General features: G+C 69.9%; 18 protein-coding genes. 7 read left to right on the forward strand and 11 right to left on the reverse strand.

Features of this window, described 5'->3' with window-relative positions:
- Positions 1-58: 58 nt before the first annotated feature.
- The 7 genes from RDV84_RS19785 to RDV84_RS19815 all read left to right on the forward strand — a co-directional run bounded on the left by RDV84_RS19785 (position 59) and on the right by RDV84_RS19815 (position 11,241).
- Positions 59-2,191: a hypothetical protein gene (locus tag RDV84_RS19785; RefSeq protein ID WP_309151331.1), complete on the forward strand. Its 2,133-nt coding sequence runs from the start codon at positions 59-61 to the stop codon at positions 2,189-2,191.
- Positions 2,192-2,402: 211 nt separating this feature from the next.
- Complete coding sequence (locus tag RDV84_RS19790) at positions 2,403-4,523, forward strand: glycosyltransferase family 2 protein (RefSeq protein WP_309151332.1); 2,121 nt, start codon at positions 2,403-2,405, stop codon at positions 4,521-4,523.
- 195 nt (positions 4,524-4,718) lie between these two features.
- Positions 4,719-6,698: a carbamoyltransferase family protein gene (locus tag RDV84_RS19795; protein ID WP_057947597.1), complete on the forward strand. Its 1,980-nt coding sequence runs from the start codon at positions 4,719-4,721 to the stop codon at positions 6,696-6,698.
- Positions 6,699-6,717: 19 nt separating this feature from the next.
- A complete protein-coding gene (locus RDV84_RS19800; protein ID WP_250442464.1) occupies positions 6,718-7,644 on the forward strand; it encodes a DUF6445 family protein in 927 nt (308 codons plus the stop codon).
- A 52-nt stretch (positions 7,645-7,696) separates the two neighbouring features.
- Positions 7,697-9,052: an amidohydrolase family protein gene (locus RDV84_RS19805; protein ID WP_309151333.1), complete on the forward strand. Its 1,356-nt coding sequence runs from the start codon at positions 7,697-7,699 to the stop codon at positions 9,050-9,052.
- Between the two features lie 138 nt (positions 9,053-9,190).
- A complete protein-coding gene (locus RDV84_RS19810) occupies positions 9,191-10,456 on the forward strand; it encodes an LLM class flavin-dependent oxidoreductase (protein WP_057947594.1) in 1,266 nt (421 codons plus the stop codon).
- Complete coding sequence (locus RDV84_RS19815; RefSeq protein ID WP_309151334.1) at positions 10,453-11,241, forward strand: alpha/beta fold hydrolase; 789 nt, start codon at positions 10,453-10,455, stop codon at positions 11,239-11,241. Before RDV84_RS19810 ends, RDV84_RS19815 begins: the two co-directional genes overlap by 4 nt.
- A 20-nt stretch (positions 11,242-11,261) precedes the next feature.
- Here the strand turns inward: RDV84_RS19815 and RDV84_RS19820 are convergent, their stop codons facing one another.
- The 11 genes from RDV84_RS19820 to RDV84_RS19870 all read right to left on the reverse strand — a co-directional run bounded on the left by RDV84_RS19820 (position 11,262) and on the right by RDV84_RS19870 (position 21,434).
- Entirely contained in the window at positions 11,262-11,756 is a 495-nt protein-coding gene (locus tag RDV84_RS19820) for a DinB family protein (RefSeq protein WP_309151335.1), read from the reverse strand.
- A 42-nt stretch (positions 11,757-11,798) separates the two neighbouring features.
- A complete protein-coding gene (locus RDV84_RS19825; RefSeq protein ID WP_082644468.1) occupies positions 11,799-13,079 on the reverse strand; it encodes a cupin-like domain-containing protein in 1,281 nt (426 codons plus the stop codon).
- A 92-nt stretch (positions 13,080-13,171) separates the two neighbouring features.
- The gene (locus RDV84_RS19830) at positions 13,172-14,359 is read right to left on the reverse strand and encodes an ABC transporter permease (protein WP_309151336.1); all 1,188 of its coding nucleotides are present in this window, start codon (positions 14,357-14,359) and stop codon (positions 13,172-13,174) included.
- A 10-nt stretch (positions 14,360-14,369) separates the two neighbouring features.
- Positions 14,370-15,518 (reverse strand): ABC transporter permease, encoded by a 1,149-nt coding sequence (locus tag RDV84_RS19835; protein WP_078995602.1) that lies wholly within the window; start codon positions 15,516-15,518, stop codon positions 14,370-14,372.
- A gap of 70 nt (positions 15,519-15,588) precedes the next feature.
- Entirely contained in the window at positions 15,589-16,518 is a 930-nt protein-coding gene (locus RDV84_RS19840) for an aldo/keto reductase (protein WP_309151337.1), read from the reverse strand.
- 9 nt (positions 16,519-16,527) lie between these two features.
- Complete coding sequence (locus tag RDV84_RS19845) at positions 16,528-17,214, reverse strand: ABC transporter ATP-binding protein (RefSeq protein ID WP_057947587.1); 687 nt, start codon at positions 17,212-17,214, stop codon at positions 16,528-16,530.
- A complete protein-coding gene (locus tag RDV84_RS19850; protein WP_309151338.1) occupies positions 17,211-18,164 on the reverse strand; it encodes a polysaccharide deacetylase family protein in 954 nt (317 codons plus the stop codon). Before RDV84_RS19850 ends, RDV84_RS19845 begins: the two co-directional genes overlap by 4 nt.
- A gap of 58 nt (positions 18,165-18,222) precedes the next feature.
- Positions 18,223-19,131, reverse strand: a complete 909-nt coding sequence (gene fabD, locus RDV84_RS19855) for an ACP S-malonyltransferase (protein WP_309151339.1) — start codon at positions 19,129-19,131, stop codon at positions 18,223-18,225.
- Positions 19,132-19,161: 30 nt separating this feature from the next.
- Positions 19,162-20,283 (reverse strand): glycosyltransferase, encoded by a 1,122-nt coding sequence (locus RDV84_RS19860; protein ID WP_309151340.1) that lies wholly within the window; start codon positions 20,281-20,283, stop codon positions 19,162-19,164.
- Positions 20,284-20,286: 3 nt separating this feature from the next.
- Complete coding sequence (locus RDV84_RS19865; protein WP_309151341.1) at positions 20,287-21,195, reverse strand: alpha/beta fold hydrolase; 909 nt, start codon at positions 21,193-21,195, stop codon at positions 20,287-20,289.
- 8 nt (positions 21,196-21,203) lie between these two features.
- Positions 21,204-21,434: an MbtH family protein gene (locus tag RDV84_RS19870; protein WP_057947583.1), complete on the reverse strand. Its 231-nt coding sequence runs from the start codon at positions 21,432-21,434 to the stop codon at positions 21,204-21,206.
- Between the last annotated feature and the right edge of the window lie 105 nt (positions 21,435-21,539).

Below are 21,539 nucleotides of genomic sequence, written 5' to 3' on the forward strand. Positions count from 1 at the left end.
CGCAGCGCGCGCCGGCCCGGCCCGACGCGCTGCGCGCGGCAATCAGGAGAAAGCTTCGATGGCGGTGGAAGTTGCGGGAGAGGCCGGCGCGGCCGCGGCGGCCGAAGGGGACATCGACGCGATCCTGCGCCGCGACCCCGACGGCACTTACCCGCGCATGGATGCGCGCTCGCGCCAGGATTACCGCACGCGGATCGAGGATTGGGCGCGGCGCTCGCGCCATACGCCGGCGCAGGCCGCGCAAGTCGCGCTCGAACTGGCCGCGCAGGCCGGCCAGCGCCACGGCGCCGGCGACCGCCGCGCCCACGTCGGCTACTACCTGCTCGACCGCGGCCTGGGCGACTTCGCCGCCGCGCTCGGCGCGCGCCTGGACTGGCGCGAACGCGTGCGGCTGCGGCCGTCCTGGCAAGTGTTGCTGGGCTATTACAGCGCGTTCTTCGCGCTGTGCCTGCTGTACGGGCTGCTGTCGGTGCGCTTGTTCGACTTCCAGTTGCCGTGGTACGGCCGCGCGGCGATGGTGTTGATCGCCGCGTTGTACGTCTGCCCGATCGTGCAGAGCTGGATCAATCTGTCGATGCCGCGCCTGCTGCGTTCGCGGCGGTTGCCGCGCCTGGATTTCGAAGCCGGCCTGCCCGCCCAGGCGCAGACGCTGGTGGCCGTGCCCTGCCTGTTGGTCTCGCGCGACGGCGCGCACAAGCTCGCGCGCGCGCTGGAGGCCTTGTACCTGGACAACCGCGGCGCCGGCGCCGGCTATGCGCTGCTGTCGGATTTCGTCGACGCGCCCGCCGAGCACGCCGACGGCGACGAAGCCCTGCTGCAGGAGGCCTGCGCCCAGATCGACGCGCTCAACGCCCGCTACGGCGGCGGTTTCGCCCTGCTCCACCGCGCCCGCCGCTGGAATCCCGGCGAAGGCGCGTGGATGGGCTGGGAGCGCAAACGCGGCAAGCTCGAACAGCTCAACGCCTGGCTGGTCGGCGCGCCGTCGCCGTTCCACACCGCACACGGCGACCTGTCCAAAGTGACAGGCAGCCGCTACGTATTCGTGCTCGACGAGGACAACTCCGACCTCACTCCTGGTGCGGTGCAGCAACTGGCCGCGGTGATGCAGCACCCGCTGCACCGGCCGGTGTTCGGCGCCGACGGCGTGCGGGTCGAGGCGGGCTATGTGCTGGTCCAGCCGCGCGCGACCATCGTGCTGTCGCGCGACTCCATACCCAGCCGCCTGGAAACGCTGGTCCAGTCGATGATCCACATCGAGACCGGCAAGCCGACGGCCGACCACGAGCCGCCGCCGCACGCGGACCTGGAGCTGTTCGGCCAGGTCCCCTTCGTCGGCAAGGGCTTCTACGACGTCGCCGCGTTCCACCGGATCATGGACGGCCGCGTCGGCGAGAACACCACGCTCAACCACGACGTACTGGAAGGCGGCACCGTGCGCGCGGCCGTGGTCGGCGACATCGTCCTGCGCGACACCTTCACCCCGACCTACTACGCCGCGGTGCGCCGCAGCCACCGCTGGATGCGCGGCGACTGGCAGTTGCTGCCGTGGCTGCTGCCGACGGTGCGCAACGCCGCCGGCGCGCGGATCCCCAATGCGCTGTCGCCGTTCGGGCGCTGGCAGATCGGCTACAACGCGGTGCGCATGCTGTTCCCGGCCGCCTCGCTGCTGTGCTTCGCGATCGGCTGGGCGCGCTCGCCGACGCCGGGGCTGTGGACCTCGTACCTGCTCGCGGTGGCGTGGCTGCCGGCGTTGATCGAGCTGCTGTGGTCGGCCGCGCGCCGGCTGCCGTCGCAGCCGCTGCGCGACACCGCGCGCGGGATGTGGGCGTGGCTGTCGCTGCGCTCGGCCAGCTTCATCTTCTGCGTCGACCAGGCCCACACCAACCTGGACGCGGCGCTGCGCTGCAGCTACCGGATGCTGGTCTCGCACCGGCACATGCTGGAATGGACCGCGTCGAGCGTGATCTCCACCCGCCGCGATCCGACCCTGGGCCAGTACCTGCGGATGATGTGGACCTCGCCGGCGTTCGCCGTCGCGCTGATGTGCGCGCTGGCCTGGAGCAACCCGCCGGCGCTGGCCAGCGCGCTGCCGTTCGCATGCCTATGGACCGCCGCCCCGTTCATCGCCTGGTGGTGGAGCCAGAAGCCGGACGAACCGGTGCGCTCGGCGATCCAGCCGACGCAGTCGTGAACGCGCGCGCGTCGCGTCCCGACGCGGCGCCTATCGCATCGAGCGATCAACGATCATGGACGCAGTTCGCTTTCCCGCCCGATTCATCGAAAACTGTCAGGTTGACGATGCCGGTGGATTTAGGGAGTATTCGGTGAAGAACTTTCCAGCGTCTCAAGTGCACTAATTCCGCGAGAAATCATCCGCGGACAGGCATCAGCGGAGGTCGTGGGTGGACTTGGACGTAGCGGCAGGAAGCGCGGTCGAGGTCGAGGACGGTGTCGACGCGATTCTTCGCCGCGATCCCATCGGCGCTTATCCCCGCATGGACGCGCTATCGCGTCGGGACTATCGCGAACGGGTGCGTATGTGGGCCCGGCGCTCGGGCCGCCAGGCGCAGCAGACCGCGCAACTGGCGCTCGATCTGGCCGAACAATGCGGCCAACGCCACGGCAGCGGCGACCGCCGCGCGCACGTGGGCTATTTCCTCACCGACATCGGCGTGCGCGAGCTCGCCGCCGCGCTCGGCGCGAGACTGAACTGGCGCGAGCGCTTGCGCCTGCACTCCACCTCCAGCCTCGTGCTCGCTTATTGCCTCGCGGTGTACTCGATCTGCGCCGCGTTCGGGATCGTCTCGGTGTGGCTGTTCGAGATCGCCCTGCCCTGGTACGGCCAGGCCCTGCTGGCGGCCTGCGCGGCGCTGTACGCGAACTACATCGTGCAGAGTTGGATCAACCTGCACCTGCCGCAGTTGTTGCTGCCGCGGCGGATGCCGCGGCTGGATTTCGGCGACGGCATCCCGGCCGAGGCCAAGACCCTGGTCGCGATCCCCTGCCTGCTGGTCTCGCGCGAGGGCGTGGCCGCGCTGGCGCGCGCGCTGGAACGCCTGCACCAGAGCAATCCCGGCACCGGCGTGGGCTATGCGTTGCTGTCGGACTTCGTCGACGCCGCCAGCGAGCGGGTCGACGGCGACGAGGCCTTGCTGCAGGAAGCGCGCGAACAGATCGACGCGCTCAACGCGCGCCACGGCGGCGGCTTCGTCCTGCTGCACCGGCCGCGACGCTGGAATCCCGGCGAGAACCTGTGGATCGGCTGGGAACGCAAGCGCGGCAAGCTCGAGGAGCTCAACGCCTGGCTGCTCGGCGGCCCCTCGCCGTTCCAGGTCGAACACGGCGATCTGGCCAAGGCCGTCGGCAGCAAGTACGTGGTGACCCTCGACGAGGACAACGACGACCTCACCGCCGGCGCGTTGCGCGAGCTGGCCGCGGCGATCGCCCATCCGCTCAACCGCCCGGTGCTCGACGCCAACGGTACCCGGGTCGAGGCCGGCTACGTGGTGCTGCAGCCGCGCGCGATGATCTCGCTGTCGCGCGATTCCGCGCCGAGCCGGCTGGAGCTGATGATCCACGCGATGATCGAGATCGAAACCAGCAAGGACTACCGCGCCGACAAACCCGCCGTGCACATCGACCAGGACCTGTTCGGGCAGGCCGCGTACGGCGGCAAGGGCATCTACGACGTGGCGATGTTCCATCGCCTGACCCACGGCCGCATCGCCGAGAACACCATCCTCAGCCACGACGTGCTCGAAGGCGGCATGGTCCGCGCCGGCGTGGTCAGCGACGTGGTCCTGCGCGAGAACTTCGTGCCGACCTTCCACGCCGCGATGCGCCGCAGCCACCGCTGGATGCGCGGCGACTGGCAGCTGCTGCCGTGGCTGCTGCCGAGCGTGCGCGACGCCTCGGGCGCGCGCGTGCGCAACACGCTGTCGCTGTTCGGGCGCTGGAAGATCTTCCACAACGCGCTGCGCATGGTGCTGCCGATCGCCTCGCTGCTGTGTTTCGTGCTCGGCTGGGCGAGCTCGGCCGAGCCGGGGCTGTGGACGCTGAACCTGCTGGCGATCGCCTGGGTGCCGGCGGCCGTCGGCCTGTGCATCGGGATCGCGCGCAACCTGCTCTCGGGCAGCCTGCGCTCGGTCGTGCGCGGGGTGTGGTCGTGGCTGTCGCTGCGTTCGGCGAGCTTCATCTTCGGCGTCGACCAGGCCCAGACCGCGTTCGACGCGGCGGTGCGGGCGAGCTTCCGCATGCTGGTCTCGCACCGCAAGCTGCTGGAGTGGACCGCCTCCAGCGTGATGTCCGCGCGGCGCGGCCCGAGCCTGGGCCAGTACCTGCGGATGATGTGGATCTCGCCGGCGTTCGCGGTGGCGGTGGTCTGGCTGATCGGCCGGATCAACCCGCCGGCGCTGTCCAGCGCGATCCCGTTCGCGGCGTTGTGGGCCTGCGCGCCGGTGGTGGCGTGGTGGTGGAGCCAGAAGCCGCGCGCCGCCCACCCCGCTCCGCCTTCGCAGGCCTGACCCCGGTGCGAGGGCCGATCCGCCGCTGATCCCGAACCGATGCCGCAGCCGCGGGCATCCGCCGCGCGCGCACGCGAGCCGGATCCGCCGTACCGCTTCGCCGCCGTCGCCGTTGGATGCCACGCTTCGCCCATGCGCTATCGCTGAATCAGCTGTCCCCGCCACGCCAGGAACGCAAGGAAACGGGATCCGCACATGTTGATACTAGGTTTTTACGGTGGTCCGAGCACCGAGTTCGAAGCCGGTTCGCCGACCCAGACCCACGACGGCGCCGCGGTGCTGCTCAAGGACGGCGAGGTGATCGCCGCGATCGAAGAGGAGCGGCTCAACCGGATCAAGCATTCCTACACCGCGCCGTTGCGCGCGGCGCGCTTCGTCATGGACCAGGCCGGCGTCGGCCTGGACCAGATCGACCGCATCGCCATTCCGTACATGTCCGGCTCCGCCGAACGCCTGCTGCGGCGGATGTACCTGGCCGATCCGTCGGCCGAGCACGCGCTCGACGTCGCCGACGCGCTGCGCGCGCAATGGCGGCGCTACCTCGGCGCGGACGTGCCGCGCGAGAAAGTGCGCTTCGTCCCCCACCACATCGCCCACGCCACCGCGACCTTCGAAATGTCCGGCTTCGAGCGGGCGCTGGTGATGACCATCGACGGCCAGGGCGACACCGAGGCCGGGCTGACCCTCAAGGGCAGCGCCGAGGGCCTGGAGCTGCTGCACCGGGTGCCGATCCCCGAATCGCTGGGCCACTTCTACATGCAGGCGATCGGCTTCCTCGGCTATCGCATGTTCGACGAATACAAGGTCATGGGACTGGCGCCGTACGGCGACCCCGAGCGCTTCCGCGCCCAGTTCGAGGCGATGTACGAACTGCTGCCGGACGGCCAGTGGCGGCTGCACCCGCACCTGCTCGACGGCATGTACGCGCAGCTGATGCCGCGGCGCAAGCGCGAGCCGATCGAGCAGATCCACAAGGATTTCGCCGCCTCGCTGCAACAGACCCTGGAAACGGTGGTGTTCCATGCGCTGCGCCACTACCGCGCCAGCACCGGCCTGCGCGACCTGTGCCTGGGCGGCGGCGTCGCCCACAACTGCACCATGAACGGCAACATCCTGCGCTCGGGCCTGTTCGACAACGTATTCGTGCACCCGGCCGCGCACGACGGCGGCAACGCGCTCGGCGCGGCGCTGAGCGTGCACCGCAGCGAGGCGCGGCACCGGCCGCAGCGGCTGCGCAACGTCTACTGGGGTTCGCCGCTCGGCGAGAGCGATTCGGTCGAAACCCGCCTGCGCGCCTGGTCGGACTTCCTCGACATCGCGCCGAGCGCGAACGTGGAAGAGGACGCGGCCGAGCTGATCGCAGACGGCAAGGTCATCGGCTGGGTCCAGGGACGCTCGGAGTTCGGCCCGCGCGCGCTCGGCAACCGCAGCATCCTCGCCGACCCGCGCCCGGCCGAGTTCAAGGGCCTGATCAACAAGATGATCAAGACCCGCGAATCGTTCCGTCCGTTCGCGCCGGCGGTGCTGGAGGAACAGGCCGCGGACTACTTCGAGCTGCCGGCCGGCGCCACCCGCTTCCCGTTCATGACCTTCGTGCTCAACGTGCAGCCGGACAAGCGCGAACTGCTCGGCGCGGTGACCCACGTCGACGGCACCGCGCGGGTGCAGACGGTCTCGCGCGAGGACAGCCCGCGGTTCTGGCGGGTCATCGACGCGTTCCACCGCCGCACCGGCGTGCCGGTGGTGCTCAACACTTCGTTCAACAACAACATCGAGCCGATCGTCGATTCGCTCGAGGACGCGGTGGAGTGCTTCCTCACCACCGGCCTGCAGGCGCTGGTGGTCGGCGATTTCGTGCTGACCAAGAAGGACGGCGCGCCGCGCTCGGCCCTGGTGCCGCAGCTGCCCAACCACGTGCGCCTGCACGAACGCCGCCAGCGCGACGACGACGGCGAGGTGCGCGACACCTTCGAGCTGCGCCGCGCGGAATGGAACGGCGAAGCCTGCAAGCCCCTGCCCGCCCCGATCTTCGGCCTGCTCAAGCGCATCGGCGATGCGCCGATCGAGCAGCTCGCGCGCGAGGCCGGGCTGGCGCTGGACGAGGTCATGCCGACGATGGAAGAACTCTGGGCGGAACGCTGCCTGGTCATGCGGCCGCAGGCCGCGCAACGCTGATGCCGAACAGGGAGCGGGCATGTCCGTAATGTTTTCCCAGCCGCCGCGGGCCGGCGCCGAGGATGTCGCGCTGAGCAAGGACGCGAGCATCGCCTGGCACGAGCTGGAGGGCCCCGGCGGGCTGCCGATGCTGGTGATCGACAACGCGCTGGAAGACCCGCACCGGGTGCGCGAGTGCGCCTGGGCGTCGCGCTTCCACACGCCCGGGCCGAACGAGTACTACCCGGGCTGGCAGGCCACCGCGCAGATGTCGGGCGAAAAGCGGCTGATCCAGGACCTGGGCAAGCTGTTCCTGGACCGGCTGTGGTCGCGCGGCTGGCCGCCGCCGCTGACCGTCGCCGACCTGGTCCCGCACTCGACCTACTCGGTGTTCGGCATGGACCACGAGGTGGCCCGGCGCAACGGCTACATCGACCAGCACGTGGACACGTTCTCGTGGATCGCCGTGGTCACCTACCTGTTCGAGCACGACGAGCGCGCCGGCTACGACCGCGGCACCGCGTTCTGGAAGCACCGGCCGACCGACCTGAAGACCTTCTTCCTCGGCGACCTGCTGCAGGCCGCGCAGATCGAGCAGTTGTTCGGGCTCAACTTCATCGACCCGTTCCGCAAGGCCAGCGTGCGCCTGCGCGCGGCCAGCATGGCCGAGGCGCAGAAGCAGATCCTGGAGAACCCCGCCTCGACCCGCCGGCTGTTCTCGCTGGAGGAGGACAACCACTGGAGCCTGCTGAAGTTCGTGCCGGCGCGCTTCAACCGCATGGTCGCCTACCCGACCTGGCAGTTCCATTCCATCGTCGACACCTCGCCGATCCAGGCGCTGTCGACGCGCAACGCGCGGCTGACCTACAACACCTTCATTCCCTACCCCGTGCCCGCGGGACTGGGACCGCAACCGAAGTACCAGGGCGGCGGCTACGCCGCGATCGACGGCATGCGCGTGGGCTGAGCGGCGCCGCCGGCAGGCCTTGCGACTTCACGTTCCCAGGAGAGCGACAGCAATGAAGCCTTACACTCTGATTTCCGTCGACGGGCACGCGGGCCTGCCGACTGCGCAGTACCGCGATTACCTGGAGCGCAAGCACCACGCCGCGTTCGACGAGGAACTCGAACAGCTGGCCCTGCTGCGCAAGGGCTTCCTGACCGCGGGCAAGAACGCCAAGCAGACGCCGCTGATGTACCAGGCGCACATGCACCGTTACTCCGATCCGGGCAACGGCGAGATGCAGGAGCGCATCCGCGGCGCCTGGGACCTCGACGTGCGGCTCAAGGAGCTCGACGCCGAGGGCGTGATCGGCGAAGTGCTGTTCCCCGACGGCCAGGGTTTCAACTCGTTCCCGTTCGGCGGCTTCTTCGGCGAGCACCCGGTGCCGATCCGCGATCCGGAACTGCGCGCCGCCGGCGCGCGCGCCCACAACCGCTGGCTGGCCGAGTTCTGCGCCGCCAGCGGCGGGCGCCTGCAGGGCGTGGCGATGATCATGCCGTTCGATATCTGGCAGGCGGTCGCCGACGTGCGCTGGGCTTATGCAGCCGGCCTGCGTGGCATCGTCCTGCCGCCGCCGGACGAGACCTACCCGCCGTACCACGAGGCGGTGTTCGATCCGCTGTGGGCGGTGTGCGCGGAACTGGGCATGGCGGTGCATTCGCACGGCGGCGATCCGCCGAAGATCTACGGCCAGAACATCGCCTCGCAGACCCTGGCGATCCTGGAGTTGGGCTTCTTCCGCCGCCGCATCCTCGCCCAGCTGATGTTCGGCGGCGTGTTCGTGCGCCATCCGAACCTGCGCTTCGTCTACACCGAGGTCGGCATCGACTGGCTGCCCAACTTCATCGAGCTGCTCGAACACGTCTACCACAACGACTGGCTGCGCATGGGCCGCGCGCCGAAGCATTGGCTGTCGCTGTCGCCGAAGGACGCGTGGGCGCGCAACTGCGCCGCGGCGGCGACCGCGGCGACCTTCGACGAGATCCAGCAGGCGCGCCGGCTCGGCTTCGACACGGTGATGTGGGGCGCGGACTATCCGCACGTGGAAGGCGGCTGGCCGCATTCCTGGGACGAGATCCGCCAGGCCTTCGCCACCGTCGGCGACGACGATCGGCGCAAGATGGTCGGCGAGAACGCCGCGCGCTTCTACCGCTTCGACCCGCAGCTGATCGAGTCGCTGGTGGCGAAGATCGGCCCGCCGGCCGGCACCTTCGTCAGCGACGAAGCGCCGCAGCGCCCGGAGTTCAGCGTGCACGACTTCACCAACGGCTGGGTCAACACCTACGGCGGTTTCGCCCGCAACATGCGTTGGTCGCTGGACTCGCCCGACACCCATCCGGACTCGCGGCCGAACGCCAAGCGCGACTCCTGAGCCGCTAAACCGCACCCGAACCCGCGGCCGGCCGCGTACGCGCGGCCGCGCCGATCCCCCGACGGAGGCGTCCATGCAAGCCAAGCCGCACCCATCGAGGTCGCCCGCCCGGGCGGCCCGCCGCCAGGACGGCGGCCGATGAAGGTCTCCATGTTCCACCTGATGCCGCTGCGCGACCTGCCCGCGGATTTCGAACAGCGCCACCGTTCGGTGTGGGTCGACGTGCCCTGGCACGAGTTGACCACGCCGGAGCGGGTCGGCCGGTTCTACAACCAGTCGCTGGACGAGCTGATCTACGCCGCGCGTTGCGGCATCGACGGCGTCTGCGTCAACGAGCACCACCAGAACGCGTACGGCATGATGCCGAGCCCGAACCTGATGGGCGCGATCCTGGCCCGGCAGACCGCCGAGCTGGACGTGGCCTGCATCCAGCTCGGCGCGACCCTGCCCAACACCCAGCCGCCGATCCGCATCGCCGAGGAGTACGCGATGCTGGACTGCATCAGCGGCGGCCGCATCGTCGCCGGCATGCCGCTGGGAACGCCGTTCGACGCCAACTACTGCTACGGCATCACCCCGCTGGAGCAGCGCGAGCGCTACTACGAAGCGCACGACCTGATCCTCAAGGCCTGGCGCGAACGCGAGCCGTTCGCCTGGAACGGCAAGTACACCCAGCTGCCGATGGTCAACCTGTGGCCGCGGCCGATGCAGGACCCGCACCCGCCGATCTGGGTGCCCGGCAGCGGCAGCCTCAGCACCTGGGAATTCACCGCCCGCCACGATTACTGCTATTGCTTCCTGTCCTATCACGGCATCCGCTTCGGCAAGAGCGTGATGGACAAGTTCTGGGAGTTCTCCGCGCGCAACGGTCACGACGCCAATCCCTACCGCACCGGCTTCCTGCAATTGGTGGCGGTGGCCGAGACCGACGAACAGGCCGAGCGCGACTACTACGAGCACATCCGCTACTTCTACGACAAGACCCAGCACGTCGCGCCCGAGTTCACCCCGCCCGGCCACCAGGACTACCGCTCGATGGTCAACACCATCCGCAACCAGGTCTCGCAGGTGAACAGCGTGCGTTCGCGGATTCCGCAGTTCAAGTTCAAGGATTTCGTCGACAACCAGCTGGTGATCGCCGGCAGCCCGGCGACCGTGCGCGAGCAGCTGGCCGAATCGGTGCGCCAGCTGCGCGTGGGCAATCTGATGGTGCTGCTGCAGATCGGCTCGATGCCGCACGAACTCACCCTCAAGAACATCCGCCTGTTCTGCAGCGAAGTGCTGCCGCACCTGCGCGGCATCTGGGACGACGAGGGCTGGGAGAACCGCTGGTGGCCGCAGCGCCTGCGCGGCGCGCGCAACGCGCCTGCGGCGCCGGCGCAGCCGGGGTGGGTGGGCGCATGAACATCGAACAACGCGTGGTGCGCGCATGGAACGGCCGGATCAACACCCGCGTCGACGTGTGCGGCAGCGGCCCGCCGCTGCTGTTCCTGCACGGCGAGAGCGGCCATTGGGACCCGTTCCTGGACCGGCTCGCGCAGCGCTACACCGTCTACGCGCCCGACTTCCCCGGCACCAGCCCCGGAGCCGAGCAGGAGATCGACGAACTGCGCGACATCTGGGACCTGACGCTCTACTTCGAGGAACTGCTCGACGCGCTCGGGCTGGATTCGGTCGCGGTGGCCGGCCATTCCATCGGCGGCATGTTCGCCGCCGAACTGGCCGCGCACGCGCGCGCGCGCATCCGCCGGCTGGTGCTGATCGCGCCGGCGGGTATGTGGCGCGACGATCATCCGGTGCCGAACTGGTGGTCGATTCCGGCCGCCGAACTGCCGCAGCGCACCGTGGCCCAGCCCGACGGCCTGGTCGGCCAGATCATGTTCGCGGTGCCGCGCGACCGCGACGCGGCGATCGAACGGGTGATCCGCAAGACCTGGGCGCTGGCCTGCGCCGGCAAGTTCACCTGGCCGATCCCCGATAAGGGACTGGCGCGGCGCATCCACCGGATCAGCGCGCCGAGCCTGATCGTGTGGGGCCGGCAGGACCGGATGATCCCGCCGGTCTACGCCGAGGAATTCGCCGCGCGCATCGGCGGCGCGCGTACGCTGCTGGTCGACAACGCCGGGCACATCCCGCAGCTCGAACAAATGGACCAGGTCGGCGACGCGGTGATGCGTTTCCTCGACTGAGCCCCGCGCTGTCGCGATAGTTACAACGCGTCTTCCAGGTTGATCCCCGGCGCGCCGTAGATCGTCGGCGGCTGGCCGCCGGCGACCATCATCAGGATGCTCAGCTGGCCGCGGTGATGCGCTTCGTGGCGCAGCATCAGGTTCAGCAGCTCCATGCGCGTCCACGGGTTGCCGTAGAAATCGACGGCTTCGTCGACCCAGTCCTCGCCCTGCTCCGCCACCGCCTGCATCAGCGCCGCATGCGAGCGTTGGAACGCCGCGGTCATCTCCGCGACCGTCGCCGGCATCTCGTCGGCCGGCACCTCGTTGTCGCCGGCCGGCCGCGCGCCCATCACCTCGGCGCAGAACCAGCGCTCGCTGATGCAGATGTGCCAGACCAATCCGCCGAGGGTCCAGCCCTTGTCCGGCACCACGGTCTGTTCGTTGCGCCCTTCCGGCACCCGGGAGAACACCTCCAGGGTGGTCTCGTTCTCGCGTTCCCAGGTCTTCAATACGCTGTGGATATCGGCTCGCATGCGGATGTCTCTTGGCGGCAAAGGGAAGGACGGCGGGGGGAACTAGCGCAGCGACGAACCCGGCGAGCGCATGTAGACCATGAACTGCACGGCTTCGGTCTTGCTCAGGCGATCGAGTTCGGACTTGCCCAGGCGGTTCCACAGCAGGTGCGCCAGCGCTTCGTCGCTGTAGCCCAGGCGCGCGGCGGTGTTCTGGATGGTCTGCTTCTGCACCGGGCTGATCGGCCCGGTCGGGCGCGACTTGGCCGCCAGCGCGGGCTCGACGTAGCGCGCGGTCTGGCCGATGTCGGCGATGATCTTGTCGACCTCCTGCGCGTCCAGCTGCGGCGGGCAGAACCGCGCCGGCTCGGTCTCCGGCAACGTCCGCTCCAAGGCCTGGCGCAGCACCGTGCGCATTCCGGTCACCTTGTCGCGCAGGCTCGCCGCGGGGCGCGCGTACTCGGCCTCGATCTGCGGCATCGCCGCGGTCAGGGCGTCCTGCGCGCCGGAGGCGGCCAGGTGCGAGCCCAGGTTCTGGATGTAGGAATCGCGATGGAAGTTGTCCACGCACAGGAACCGGCCGAAGCGGTTGCGGCGGAAGCGCAGGTTGAACGACATCGCGTCGTCCACATAGCCCAGGTAATGCCAGATCAGCGCCGGCATGTAGATGGTCTCGCCCGGTTCGAGCACCGCGTGGTAGCCGCCGACTTCGGCGACGAAGTCCAGCTGCTCCTGGGTCGACATCTGTTCCAGGTACACGCCCGAGGACCACGGCGCGCCGGAGGTGGTGCGCAGGTCGACGCAGGCCTCGGGCTGGAACAGCAGCACCTGCTTGCGGCCGAACATCTGGTGCAGCAGCACCTGGCGGTGGTCGCCGTCGAAATGCAGGTGGGCGCGGTTGCCGGCGTTGGCGACGAAGATGTTCGAACACAGGTCGTGGTCGCCGTACTTGCGCGGCATGTCCAGCACCTCCGGCTCGTCCAGGTCCTGGGCCAGGCAGAACTCCGGCAGCCGGAACATGCGCATGATGCTGGCCGGGATCTCGTACTCGGTGCACAGCAGCGCGGTGTCCGGATTGGCCCGCACGTGCGCCCAGTACTCGTCGAAGGTCATGGTGGTCTCGACCGCGGTCTCCGGCGAACTGGCGGCCACCGCGTACTCGGTCTGCACGTGCATCGGCACGCCGCCGAACGCGGCGCTGGCGTCCTCGATGGTGCGGATCGCGTCGATCGGCTGGCCCGCGAACAGGTCGGTGATGATCACCGGCGTGCGCGTGCGGACGTAGTCGCGCAGGAACCGCTCAGGATCGGGCCTGGAGATTCGTGCGATTTCCTTCGCTGCCATGGTCGGTTTCCTCGATGCGTTGTGTAGATGCGTTGTGCAAGATTGCGGGCGGACGCCGCCGGCGCGGCGCCCGGATCGGACTCATATCGGACTCATATCGCGCGCAGGTCGTCCACGACCTGGCTGCGCACCGCGCGGATCGCCGGCACCAGCCCGCCGACCACGCCGATGGCCAGCGCCGCGGCGATGCCCTGCAGCACCACCGACGGGGTCATCGACACGTCGAACACCAGCTGGCGCAGGTCCGCGCCGACCGCGGTGCTGACCGTGCGGCCGCCGGCCACCAATGCGGCCAGGACCGCGCCGAGCGCGCCGCCGAGCAGCGCCAGCAGCGCAGCCTCGACCACGATCGAACTGACCACCACCAGCGGCGGGAAACCGAGCGCGCGCAAGGTGGCGATCTCGCGGCGGCGGTCGTCGATGCTGGAATACATCGCGTTGATCGCCACGAACATCGCGCCCAGCGCCATGATCCCGCCCATCACGTAGGCCATGAAGCCGAGCAGGCCGTTGAGGCTGCGCGATTCGCGCTGCAGGAACTCCGGCTCGCTGAACACGTCCATGGCGATGCCGGGGTTGGCGGCGACGGCCTGCTTGAACCCGGCCACGCCGGCGGCGTCGGGCAACACCACGGTGACGTTCTGGAACATCGGCCGGCGGCTGACGTCCATGACCACGGTCGCGTCGGCCATCAGTTCGGATTCGCGCATGCTGTGCCGCGCCGCGAACACGCCGACGATCTTCCACTGGGTGCCGTAAGCGGCGACCTGCCCGCCCAGGGTCAGGCCCTGGAACTGCTCCATCGCCTGGCGGCCGACCACGACCTCGAACTTGCCGGGCTCGAACATGCGCCCGGCCACCAGCTCGATCTCCGGGCGCACCGCCAGCATCTCGGGGCCGACGCCGCGGATGGTGCCGTTGACCTCCAGCCCGCTGGACTTCTCCACCAGGGTGATCGGGCCGACCGCTTCGGCGGTCAGCAACACGGTGCCGTCAGCGTTCTTGCGCACCTGGGTCGAGTTCTGGATCGCGCGCACGTCGTCGAGCGAGATCGCGCTGGCGATCTCCACGGTCGAGCCGGCGCGCAGCACGATCGCCCGGTCGGGCCGGCCGGCGTCGCGCATGGCCCCGTCCAGGCCGGCGTTCATCGCCAGCACGCCGGAAAACACCGCCACCGCGCCGGCGATGCTGACCACCATCACCAGCGCGTTGAGGCGCCGGCGCGACAGTCCTTGCAGGTTCATCAGCGCGGCCTGCGCGATCAGTCTGAGCATTCGCATGCGCACCTCCTCAGCGTCCGGACAACGCGGCGACGAGGCTGAAGCGCATCGCCCGCACGATCGGCAGCAAGGCGCTGACCAGGGCGATGCCGAGCGCGATCGCCAGCCCGCCGACGAACACGCTGGGCTGCATGCGCATCGCGCCGAACAACTCGGCCACCGCCGGGAACGCCAGCGCGGCCAGGCCGAAACCGGCGACCGCCGCCATCAGGCTCAGCAGCAAGGCCTCGCCGAGGATCAGCCCGGCGATGCGCGCCGGAGTGAAGCCCAGGGTCATCAGCACCGCCAGTTCGGCGAAGCGCTGGCGCACCGACTGCATCATGGTGCTGGCGCTGACCACCAGCAGGGTGAACAGGACCGCGCCGATGATGAAGTTGCCGACCGTGCGCAGGTCGTTGATCTGCCGCCACTGCACCGCGGCGTAGGCGTTCTCGGTGCGGGTGCGGGTCTGCAGCGGCGAGTTCTCGGCCAACTTGTCGATCGCCTGGGCGATCGCGCCGCTGCGTTTCTCGTCGTTCACCCGCACGATCATCAGATGCACCTGGCCGGCGCCGAACGCGCGCGCCTCGTCGAAGTAGTCGAGGTTGACGAAGAACAGGTCGTTGAGCGCCGGCGACGCCTCGGCCGGCTCGTAGATGCCGACGATATCGAAGTACCAGATGTCGCCGCCGTCCTTGCGCGGCCAGATCGCCGACTTGATCGGGACCCGGTCGCCGATCTTCCAGCCGAAGCGCTTGGCCAGGCTCTTGCTGATCACCGCGCCGGATTTGACGATGCCCATGGTCTGCAACTGGCTGCGCGGCAGCTTCAGTTCCGGATACATGCGGAACATGCGCGGCACGTCCGCGGCCACGATCGGCAACTGCACCGTCGGCCGCTGGTAATAACCAACGAAGTAGGCCCAGTAGGCGACGTCCTCCACCCCGGGGATCTTCTCCACCTGTTGCGCGAACGGCAGGATCAGCGGGTGGTACATGCTGATCCGGTTCATCACGTACAGGCGGTCGAGATGGAAGCGCTCGGTGACGTGGTCCAGTCCCTGGTTGATGCCGTTGAGCAGCCCGAACAACAGGAACGCCACCGTCATCGACGCGAAGGTCAACGCGGTGCGCACCGGCTTTCGCCACAGTCCCTTCCAGATCAGCAACAAGTGGTTCATGGTTCGGCTCGGTACTCCATCGATGCGTCGGTTCCGGGGATGTACCGGACGGGCCCTGCCCGTCCGCGGCTCAATCGTCGTTGCGCAAGGCGCGCGCCAGCGGCTCCAGGTTGGCCGGATACGGCCGCCGCGGCGCGCCGGCGGCGTCCAACGCGGCCATCTGCCCGGCGTCCAACTCCAGATCGCGGGCGCCGAGGTTCTCCTCGGCCTGGGCCAGGCTGGACGGCCCCATCGCCACCGCGTTCATGCCGGCGCGGTTCAAGGCCCAGCGCAGCGCCACCTGCGCGCGCGGGCGGCCCAGTTGCTCGGCGACCTGCGCCAGCGCCGCATCCACCGCCGCAGGCGCGGCCTCGCGCCCGACCTTGGCGTCGGTCAGGGCGCCGCGCGCCAGCGGACTCCAGGCGATCGCGCCGAGCCCCTTGTGCGCGCACATCGGCAGCAGTTCGGCCTCGATGTCGCGCTGATGCAGGTTGTACAGCGCCTGCACGCAGCAGTAGCGCGCCCAGCCGTTGCCTTGCGCGGTCCACAACGCCTCGTTGAGGCGCCAGGCGGTGTAGTTGGACGCGCCCAGGTACAGCACCTTGCCCTGGCGCACCAATTGATCGAACGCGCCGAGGGTTTCTTCCAACGGAGTCAGGAAATCGTCGGAATGGGCGAAGTACAGATCGATGTACTCGGTCTTGAGCCGGCGCAGCGAGGCTTCGCAGGACTGCACGATGTGCTTGCGCGACAGCCCGACCTGGTTCGGCCCGGGACCGGTGCGGCGGAACACCTTGCTCGAGATCACCAACTGATCGCGCCGGTCGCCGATCCACTCGCCGAGCAGGCGCTCGCTTTCCGGCGAGAAATCGGCGGTGTCGACGAAGTTGACCCCGGCGTCGAGGCAGCGCGCCCAGATCCGCCGCGCTTCGTCGGCCGGGGTGCTGCCGCCGAACTCGGTCGCGCCCAGGCACAGTTCGGAGACTTTGAGTCCGGTCGAGCCGAGAAAGGAATAGCGCACGCGCGGGCCTCAGTGGGTCGCCGGGGCGTCGACGGCGCGCCCCTTGTCCAGGTGCAGCTGGCGCGTCGCCCGCGCCGCCGCCGCCGGATCGTGGGTGACCATGACGATGGTCTTGCCGTGCTCGCGGTTGAACGCGCCGAGCAGGTCCAGGACTTCGTCGGCGCTGGCGCGGTCGAGGTCGCCGGTGGGCTCGTCGCAGACCAGCAGCGGCGCGTCGGTGACGATGGCGCGGGCGATCGCCACGCGCTGCTGCTGGCCGCCGGACAGCTGCGCCGGCTTGTGGTCGATGCGGTGCGACAGGCCGACCACCTCCAGCGCGATGCGCGCCTGGCGCCGGCGCCGCGCGGCGTCGAGGCCGCTGAGCAGCAACGGCACTTCCACGTTCTGCGCGGCGGTCAGGGTCGGCATCAGGTGGTAGAGCTGGAACACGAAGCCGATGTGGCGGCCGCGCCAACGCGCCAGTTCGGTCGCGCTCATCTCGCCGATGCGCGCGTCGGCGACGGTCAGTTCGCCGGCGCTGGGCTTGTCGAGGCCGGCGATCAAGTTGAGCAGGGTCGACTTGCCCGAACCCGACGGCCCCATCAGCGCGACGAACTCGCCTTCGGCGACGTCGAGATCGACCCCGTGCAGGACCTCGACGCTGTTGGCGCCGAGCCCGTAGGACTTGCGCAGGTTGCGCACCGACACCAGGCTCATGCGAAGGACCGGTCGTAGTGGTGCGCCTGCGGCGCCGCCGCGAACAATTCGCGCAGCCGCGCGCGCAGGTCGTCGCCGGCCTGCACCGCGCAACGCGGCAGCACCAGCGGGTGGCTGTGCGCGGATGCGGGCTGGTTGCCGGTAGTCACCGCCGCGGCGAAGCCGGCGCGCTGGGCCGCGCGCACCGATTCCTCGTCGAAGGCGCCGTAGGGATACGACAGCGAGCGCACCTCGCGCCCCAGCAGCGCTTCCAGCCGCTGCCGGCACAGCAGCAATTCCTGTTCCTTGATCGGCAGCGCATGCGCCGGCAGCAACAAGTGGTTCTCGGTGTGCGCGCCCAGTTCCATGCCCGGCATCGCATCGAGATGGCGCAGTTCTTCGGGCGTCATCGCGCGCACCGGCCCGGTGCCGTCGGCCGCGGTCAATCCGCTCCAGGCGAGCAGCGCGGCGATGCGCTCGCGCCGCTGCTGCGGCGTCCACGCGTAGAACGGGCGGCGCACCGTATCGAAAGCGGCGCGGCGCTGCTCGGGCGTGTCCAGCGGCAGCGGCGCCTGCGTGCCGGCCAGCTCGGCATCGAGTTCGGCCGGCAGCGCCGGATGGTCGAACACCCGCTGCAGGGTTTCCCACCAGAACTCGGCGGGGCCGTCGAGGGTCGCGGTGATGATGAAGAACGTGGCCGGGTATTCGAACTCGCGCAGGAGCGGCGCGGCCTCGGTCAGCGCGTCGAGGTAGCCGTCGTCCAGGGTGATCGCGACGCTGCGCGGCGGCGCGTCGCCGCGCGCCAGCGCCTGCGTCAGCTCCTGCAACGGCAGCACCCGACAACCTTCCTCGCGCAGCACCGCGAGGTGGGCGCGGAACTCGGCCGGCGACACGCACAGCTCGGTGCCGTCGTCGGCGATGCGGTGGTACATCAGGATGACGGCGTTACCGTGGCTCGAATCGGTTCGCATCTGCTGGCTGTCCGGGAGTGATCGGCGTGCGGCGGTTGAATGGAGGGAAGTCGTGGCGCTACGTGACCGCGGCGCGTTCGTCGCTCGGCGCGGCGGCGCGGATCTGCGCGATCAGGCGGGTCAGCACGTTGCCGGGCCCGGCTTCGACGAACGAGGTCGCCCCGGCGCGCAACAGCCCCTGCACGCATTTGACCCACAGCACCGGCCGCACGATCTGGCGCACCAGCAGCGAGGCGATCACCGCGCTGGGCGCCTGCGCCGGATAGAAGGTGCCGGTGACGTTGGACATCACCGGCAGGCGCAACGGGGAAAACGCGAAACCGTCGAGGAATCCGGCGTAGGCGCGCGCCGCTTCGTGCATCATCCGCGAATGGAACGCGCCGCTGACCGCCAGGCGCACGCAGGCGCCAGCGCCGGCGGCCTCGAACAGCGGCAAGGCGCGCTCGATCTCGTCGCGCGGACCGGACACCACGGTCTGGGTGGGCGCGTTGTAGTTGCCGATGTCCACCGCGTCCAGGCCGTGGGCCATCATCAGTTCGATGATGCGTCCGGCCTCGAGCCCGAGTACCGCGGCCATCGCCCCGCCGCTGGCCTGCGCCATCAGTTCGCCGCGCCGTTGCACCAGGCGCAGGCCGGTCATCAGGTCGAACGCGCCGGCCGCGTGCAGGGCGTTGTACTCGCCCAGGCTGTGCCCGGCCAGGAACGCCGGCGCGGCCCCCTCGCGCAAGGCGCGAATGCCGTGCAAGGCGTTGACCATGTACAGGCACGGCTGGGTGTAGCGGGTATCGGCGAGCTTTTGCGCGTCCTGGCAGGCACCGCGCAACGAATAGCCGAGCAAGGCGTCGGCCTGCGCTTCGATCGCCGCATAGTCGGGCAGATCGAACAGCTCGCCGCCCATTCCGGCTTTCTGGGCGCCCTGCCCGGGAAAGATCATCGCCTGGGTCATCGCCTGGGTCATCGCCGGCATGCGCCGCTCCTTCGCGTCATCGTGGCGGCCTCAGGCGCGGGCGAAACGCCAGCTCGCCCACGCGACCATGCGCAGGCGCGGCCACCACGGCATCGGCCGCGACCACAGCTCGCGCACCAGTTCGCGGTAGACGCGGGGGCGCTTGCCGAAGGCGCGGGCGTTGCCGCGGAAACGGGCGAAGTCGATCGGCACGCCGGGAAAGTCCTGCGGCCCGCTGACCGGCTCGCGGTCGGGCTTGGGTTCGAACAACCGCAGCACCTGATCGTTGCCGAAGTGGTTGCTGACCACGAACGCCTCGACCGTGTCGCTGAGGTCGACGAAGCGCAACGCGCCCTCGCCCGCCGCGTCGGCCGCGTCGGCGCCGGCTTCGCCGTCGACGCAGGCCTGCGCGCGCTGCTGGAAGTCGTCCATGCGCCCGGCGATGAACGCGGTGGCTTCCACCGCGCGGGCGTCGTTGAGCGACCAGCGCTGCTGCAGCAACTGCATCAGCGCCGGGCCGCGCTCGGGCAGGAACCACAGGTCGGCGACCTGATGGTGGATCGCCAGCACCGTCAGCCGGTGCTGCGGCCAGCGGCACAGCAGCGACAGGCCGGTGGACAGCACCCAGTCGCCGCGGTGCCAGGCGCAGCGGTAGCCCAGCGGCGCGCGCCGGCTGTGGACCAGCTCCCATTGCCGGCTCTTGCGGCTGGCCAGGGTCGCGATCGGCGCCAGCTCGGCTTCGCGCTGGGCCACGGTGCGCTGCATCTGCTCGACGAAGTCCGCCGGCAGCGCGTCGTCGTCGTCGAGGATCGTGGTCAGCAGGCGGGTGGTCTGCGCCGGCGCGTACGGTTGCAGCCAGCCGGTCTCGGTGAGGTCCTGGGCCGGATCGTAGTCGTACAGATGCGTGCGCGGGCGGCCGGCGACCAGCGCCTGCAGGCGTTCGCGCCACGACGGCGGCAGGTCGCGATCGACGACGATGAACCAGTCGAAGTCCTGCGAGGTCTGGCCCAGCAGCGACGGCAGGCAGGTCAGCTCGAACAGCGAGTAGCGCAGCGCCAAGCGCTTGGGCTCCAGCGGATCGCGCCGCAGCAGCGAGACCAGGACGCCGTTGAGGCCGGCCGCCGAGGTGGTGTGGCGGTAGCTGAAACGGGTGATGACGGCATGCCAGAGCATCGTTCAAACCGCCTCTTGGACGTGAAGCGGCGCGGCGCCGCGCGGCGCCAGCCGCTGCGCCGCGTACTGGCGCAGCAACGCGTTGAAGCGCGACGGATTGTCGAGCATGACCGCATGGCCGGCGCGCTGCACCGATTCGACCTCGGCCTGCGGCACGCGCGCGGAGAACTCCTCGCACCAGCGCTTGCCGCACAGCGCCGAGGCGGCGCCGCGCACCAGCAACAGCGGCACGCGGATCTCGCGCAGGCCCTGCCACAGTTCGTCCTCGACCGAGGCGGCCTGATCCTGGTAGCCCAGCGCGCGATCGGCCTTGAGCCGATACTCCTCGGGGCCCAGCCGCTCCAGCGCGTCCACGGCCAGCGCCTGCAACAACGGCGGCGGCACCAGCGGCATGGTCGCCTGCAGGTACTCCAGATATTCGTCCGGCGAGCGATAGCGGAACTTCAAGCGCAGGAACTCCTCGCGGATGTGCGCCGACGCGGTCGGACTCAGGCCCGGCCCGCCGTCCACCAGCACCACCGCGCGCGGCGGGCGCGGCAGGCGTTGCGCCGCCAGCGTCGCCACCGAGGCGCCGAGCGAATGGCCGACCAGGAGGTAATCGCGCAGGTCCAGCGCGCGCGCCACTTCGATCAGGTCGGACACGTGCGCGGCGATGGAATAGCGACGCGACGGATCGTGGTCGGAATCGCCGTGGCCGCGCAGGTCCGGCGCGGCCAGACCGTATTCGGGCATCGCCGCGGCCAGCGAGCGCCAGACGAAACCGCCGTGGCTGAAGCCGTGCACCAGCAACAACGACGGCGGGCGTTCGCCCCAGGTGCGCACGTGCACGCCCACGCCGTCGCCGACCTGCACGCGCATGCCGGCTTCGCGCGCAGGCGCGGCGCCGGCCGGAACGGCGGACGGATCGCTCATCGCCACCGTCATTCGGCCGCGCGACCGGTGTCGGCGGCCTGCTGCAAGCGCAGGCGGACGCTGCGCGGCGTGAGGTCCTTCCAGACCTCGTCCACGTAGTCCAGGCACGCCTGCCGCGCGGCCGGGCCGTGCGCCACGCGCCAGCCGGGCGGGACCGGGATCGATTGCGACCAGAGCGAGTACTGCTCTTCGTCGTTGATCAGGACGATGAAGTCCTCGGACGAATCGGGCTCGGACATCGTTACCTCGGATTCTCGGCGGGACGCAGCCCGCGCATGCAAGGAAGGCACGACTTTTGCGCGCCCATACTAGTGGCTGCCGGGCGGCCGAGTCCACGGCCGCGC

The sequence above is a fragment of the Lysobacter yananisis genome (assembly GCF_031199375.1).
GTDB classification, from domain to species: Bacteria; Pseudomonadota; Gammaproteobacteria; order Xanthomonadales; family Xanthomonadaceae; genus Lysobacter; species Lysobacter yananisis.

Coding starts and splice junctions, on each gene's coding strand:
- RDV84_RS19795 (WP_057947597.1), top strand. CDS start 4,719: ATGTTGATACTAGGTTTTTACGGTGGTCCGAGCACCGAGTTCGAAGCC.
- RDV84_RS19800 (WP_250442464.1), top strand. CDS start 6,718: ATGTCCGTAATGTTTTCCCAGCCGCCGCGGGCCGGCGCCGAGGATGTC.
- RDV84_RS19845 (WP_057947587.1), bottom strand. CDS start 17,214: ATGAGCCTGGTGTCGGTGCGCAACCTGCGCAAGTCCTACGGGCTCGGC.
- RDV84_RS19830 (WP_309151336.1), bottom strand. CDS start 14,359: ATGCGAATGCTCAGACTGATCGCGCAGGCCGCGCTGATGAACCTGCAA.
- RDV84_RS19825 (WP_082644468.1), bottom strand. CDS start 13,079: ATGGCAGCGAAGGAAATCGCACGAATCTCCAGGCCCGATCCTGAGCGG.
- fabD (WP_309151339.1), bottom strand. CDS start 19,131: ATGCCGGCGATGACCCAGGCGATGACCCAGGCGATGATCTTTCCCGGG.
- RDV84_RS19850 (WP_309151338.1), bottom strand. CDS start 18,164: ATGCGAACCGATTCGAGCCACGGTAACGCCGTCATCCTGATGTACCAC.
- RDV84_RS19865 (WP_309151341.1), bottom strand. CDS start 21,195: ATGAGCGATCCGTCCGCCGTTCCGGCCGGCGCCGCGCCTGCGCGCGAA.
- RDV84_RS19785 (WP_309151331.1), top strand. CDS start 59: ATGGCGGTGGAAGTTGCGGGAGAGGCCGGCGCGGCCGCGGCGGCCGAA.
- RDV84_RS19810 (WP_057947594.1), top strand. CDS start 9,191: ATGAAGGTCTCCATGTTCCACCTGATGCCGCTGCGCGACCTGCCCGCG.
- RDV84_RS19870 (WP_057947583.1), bottom strand. CDS start 21,434: ATGTCCGAGCCCGATTCGTCCGAGGACTTCATCGTCCTGATCAACGAC.
- RDV84_RS19835 (WP_078995602.1), bottom strand. CDS start 15,518: ATGAACCACTTGTTGCTGATCTGGAAGGGACTGTGGCGAAAGCCGGTG.
- RDV84_RS19820 (WP_309151335.1), bottom strand. CDS start 11,756: ATGCGAGCCGATATCCACAGCGTATTGAAGACCTGGGAACGCGAGAAC.
- RDV84_RS19860 (WP_309151340.1), bottom strand. CDS start 20,283: ATGCTCTGGCATGCCGTCATCACCCGTTTCAGCTACCGCCACACCACC.
- RDV84_RS19815 (WP_309151334.1), top strand. CDS start 10,453: ATGAACATCGAACAACGCGTGGTGCGCGCATGGAACGGCCGGATCAAC.
- RDV84_RS19805 (WP_309151333.1), top strand. CDS start 7,697: ATGAAGCCTTACACTCTGATTTCCGTCGACGGGCACGCGGGCCTGCCG.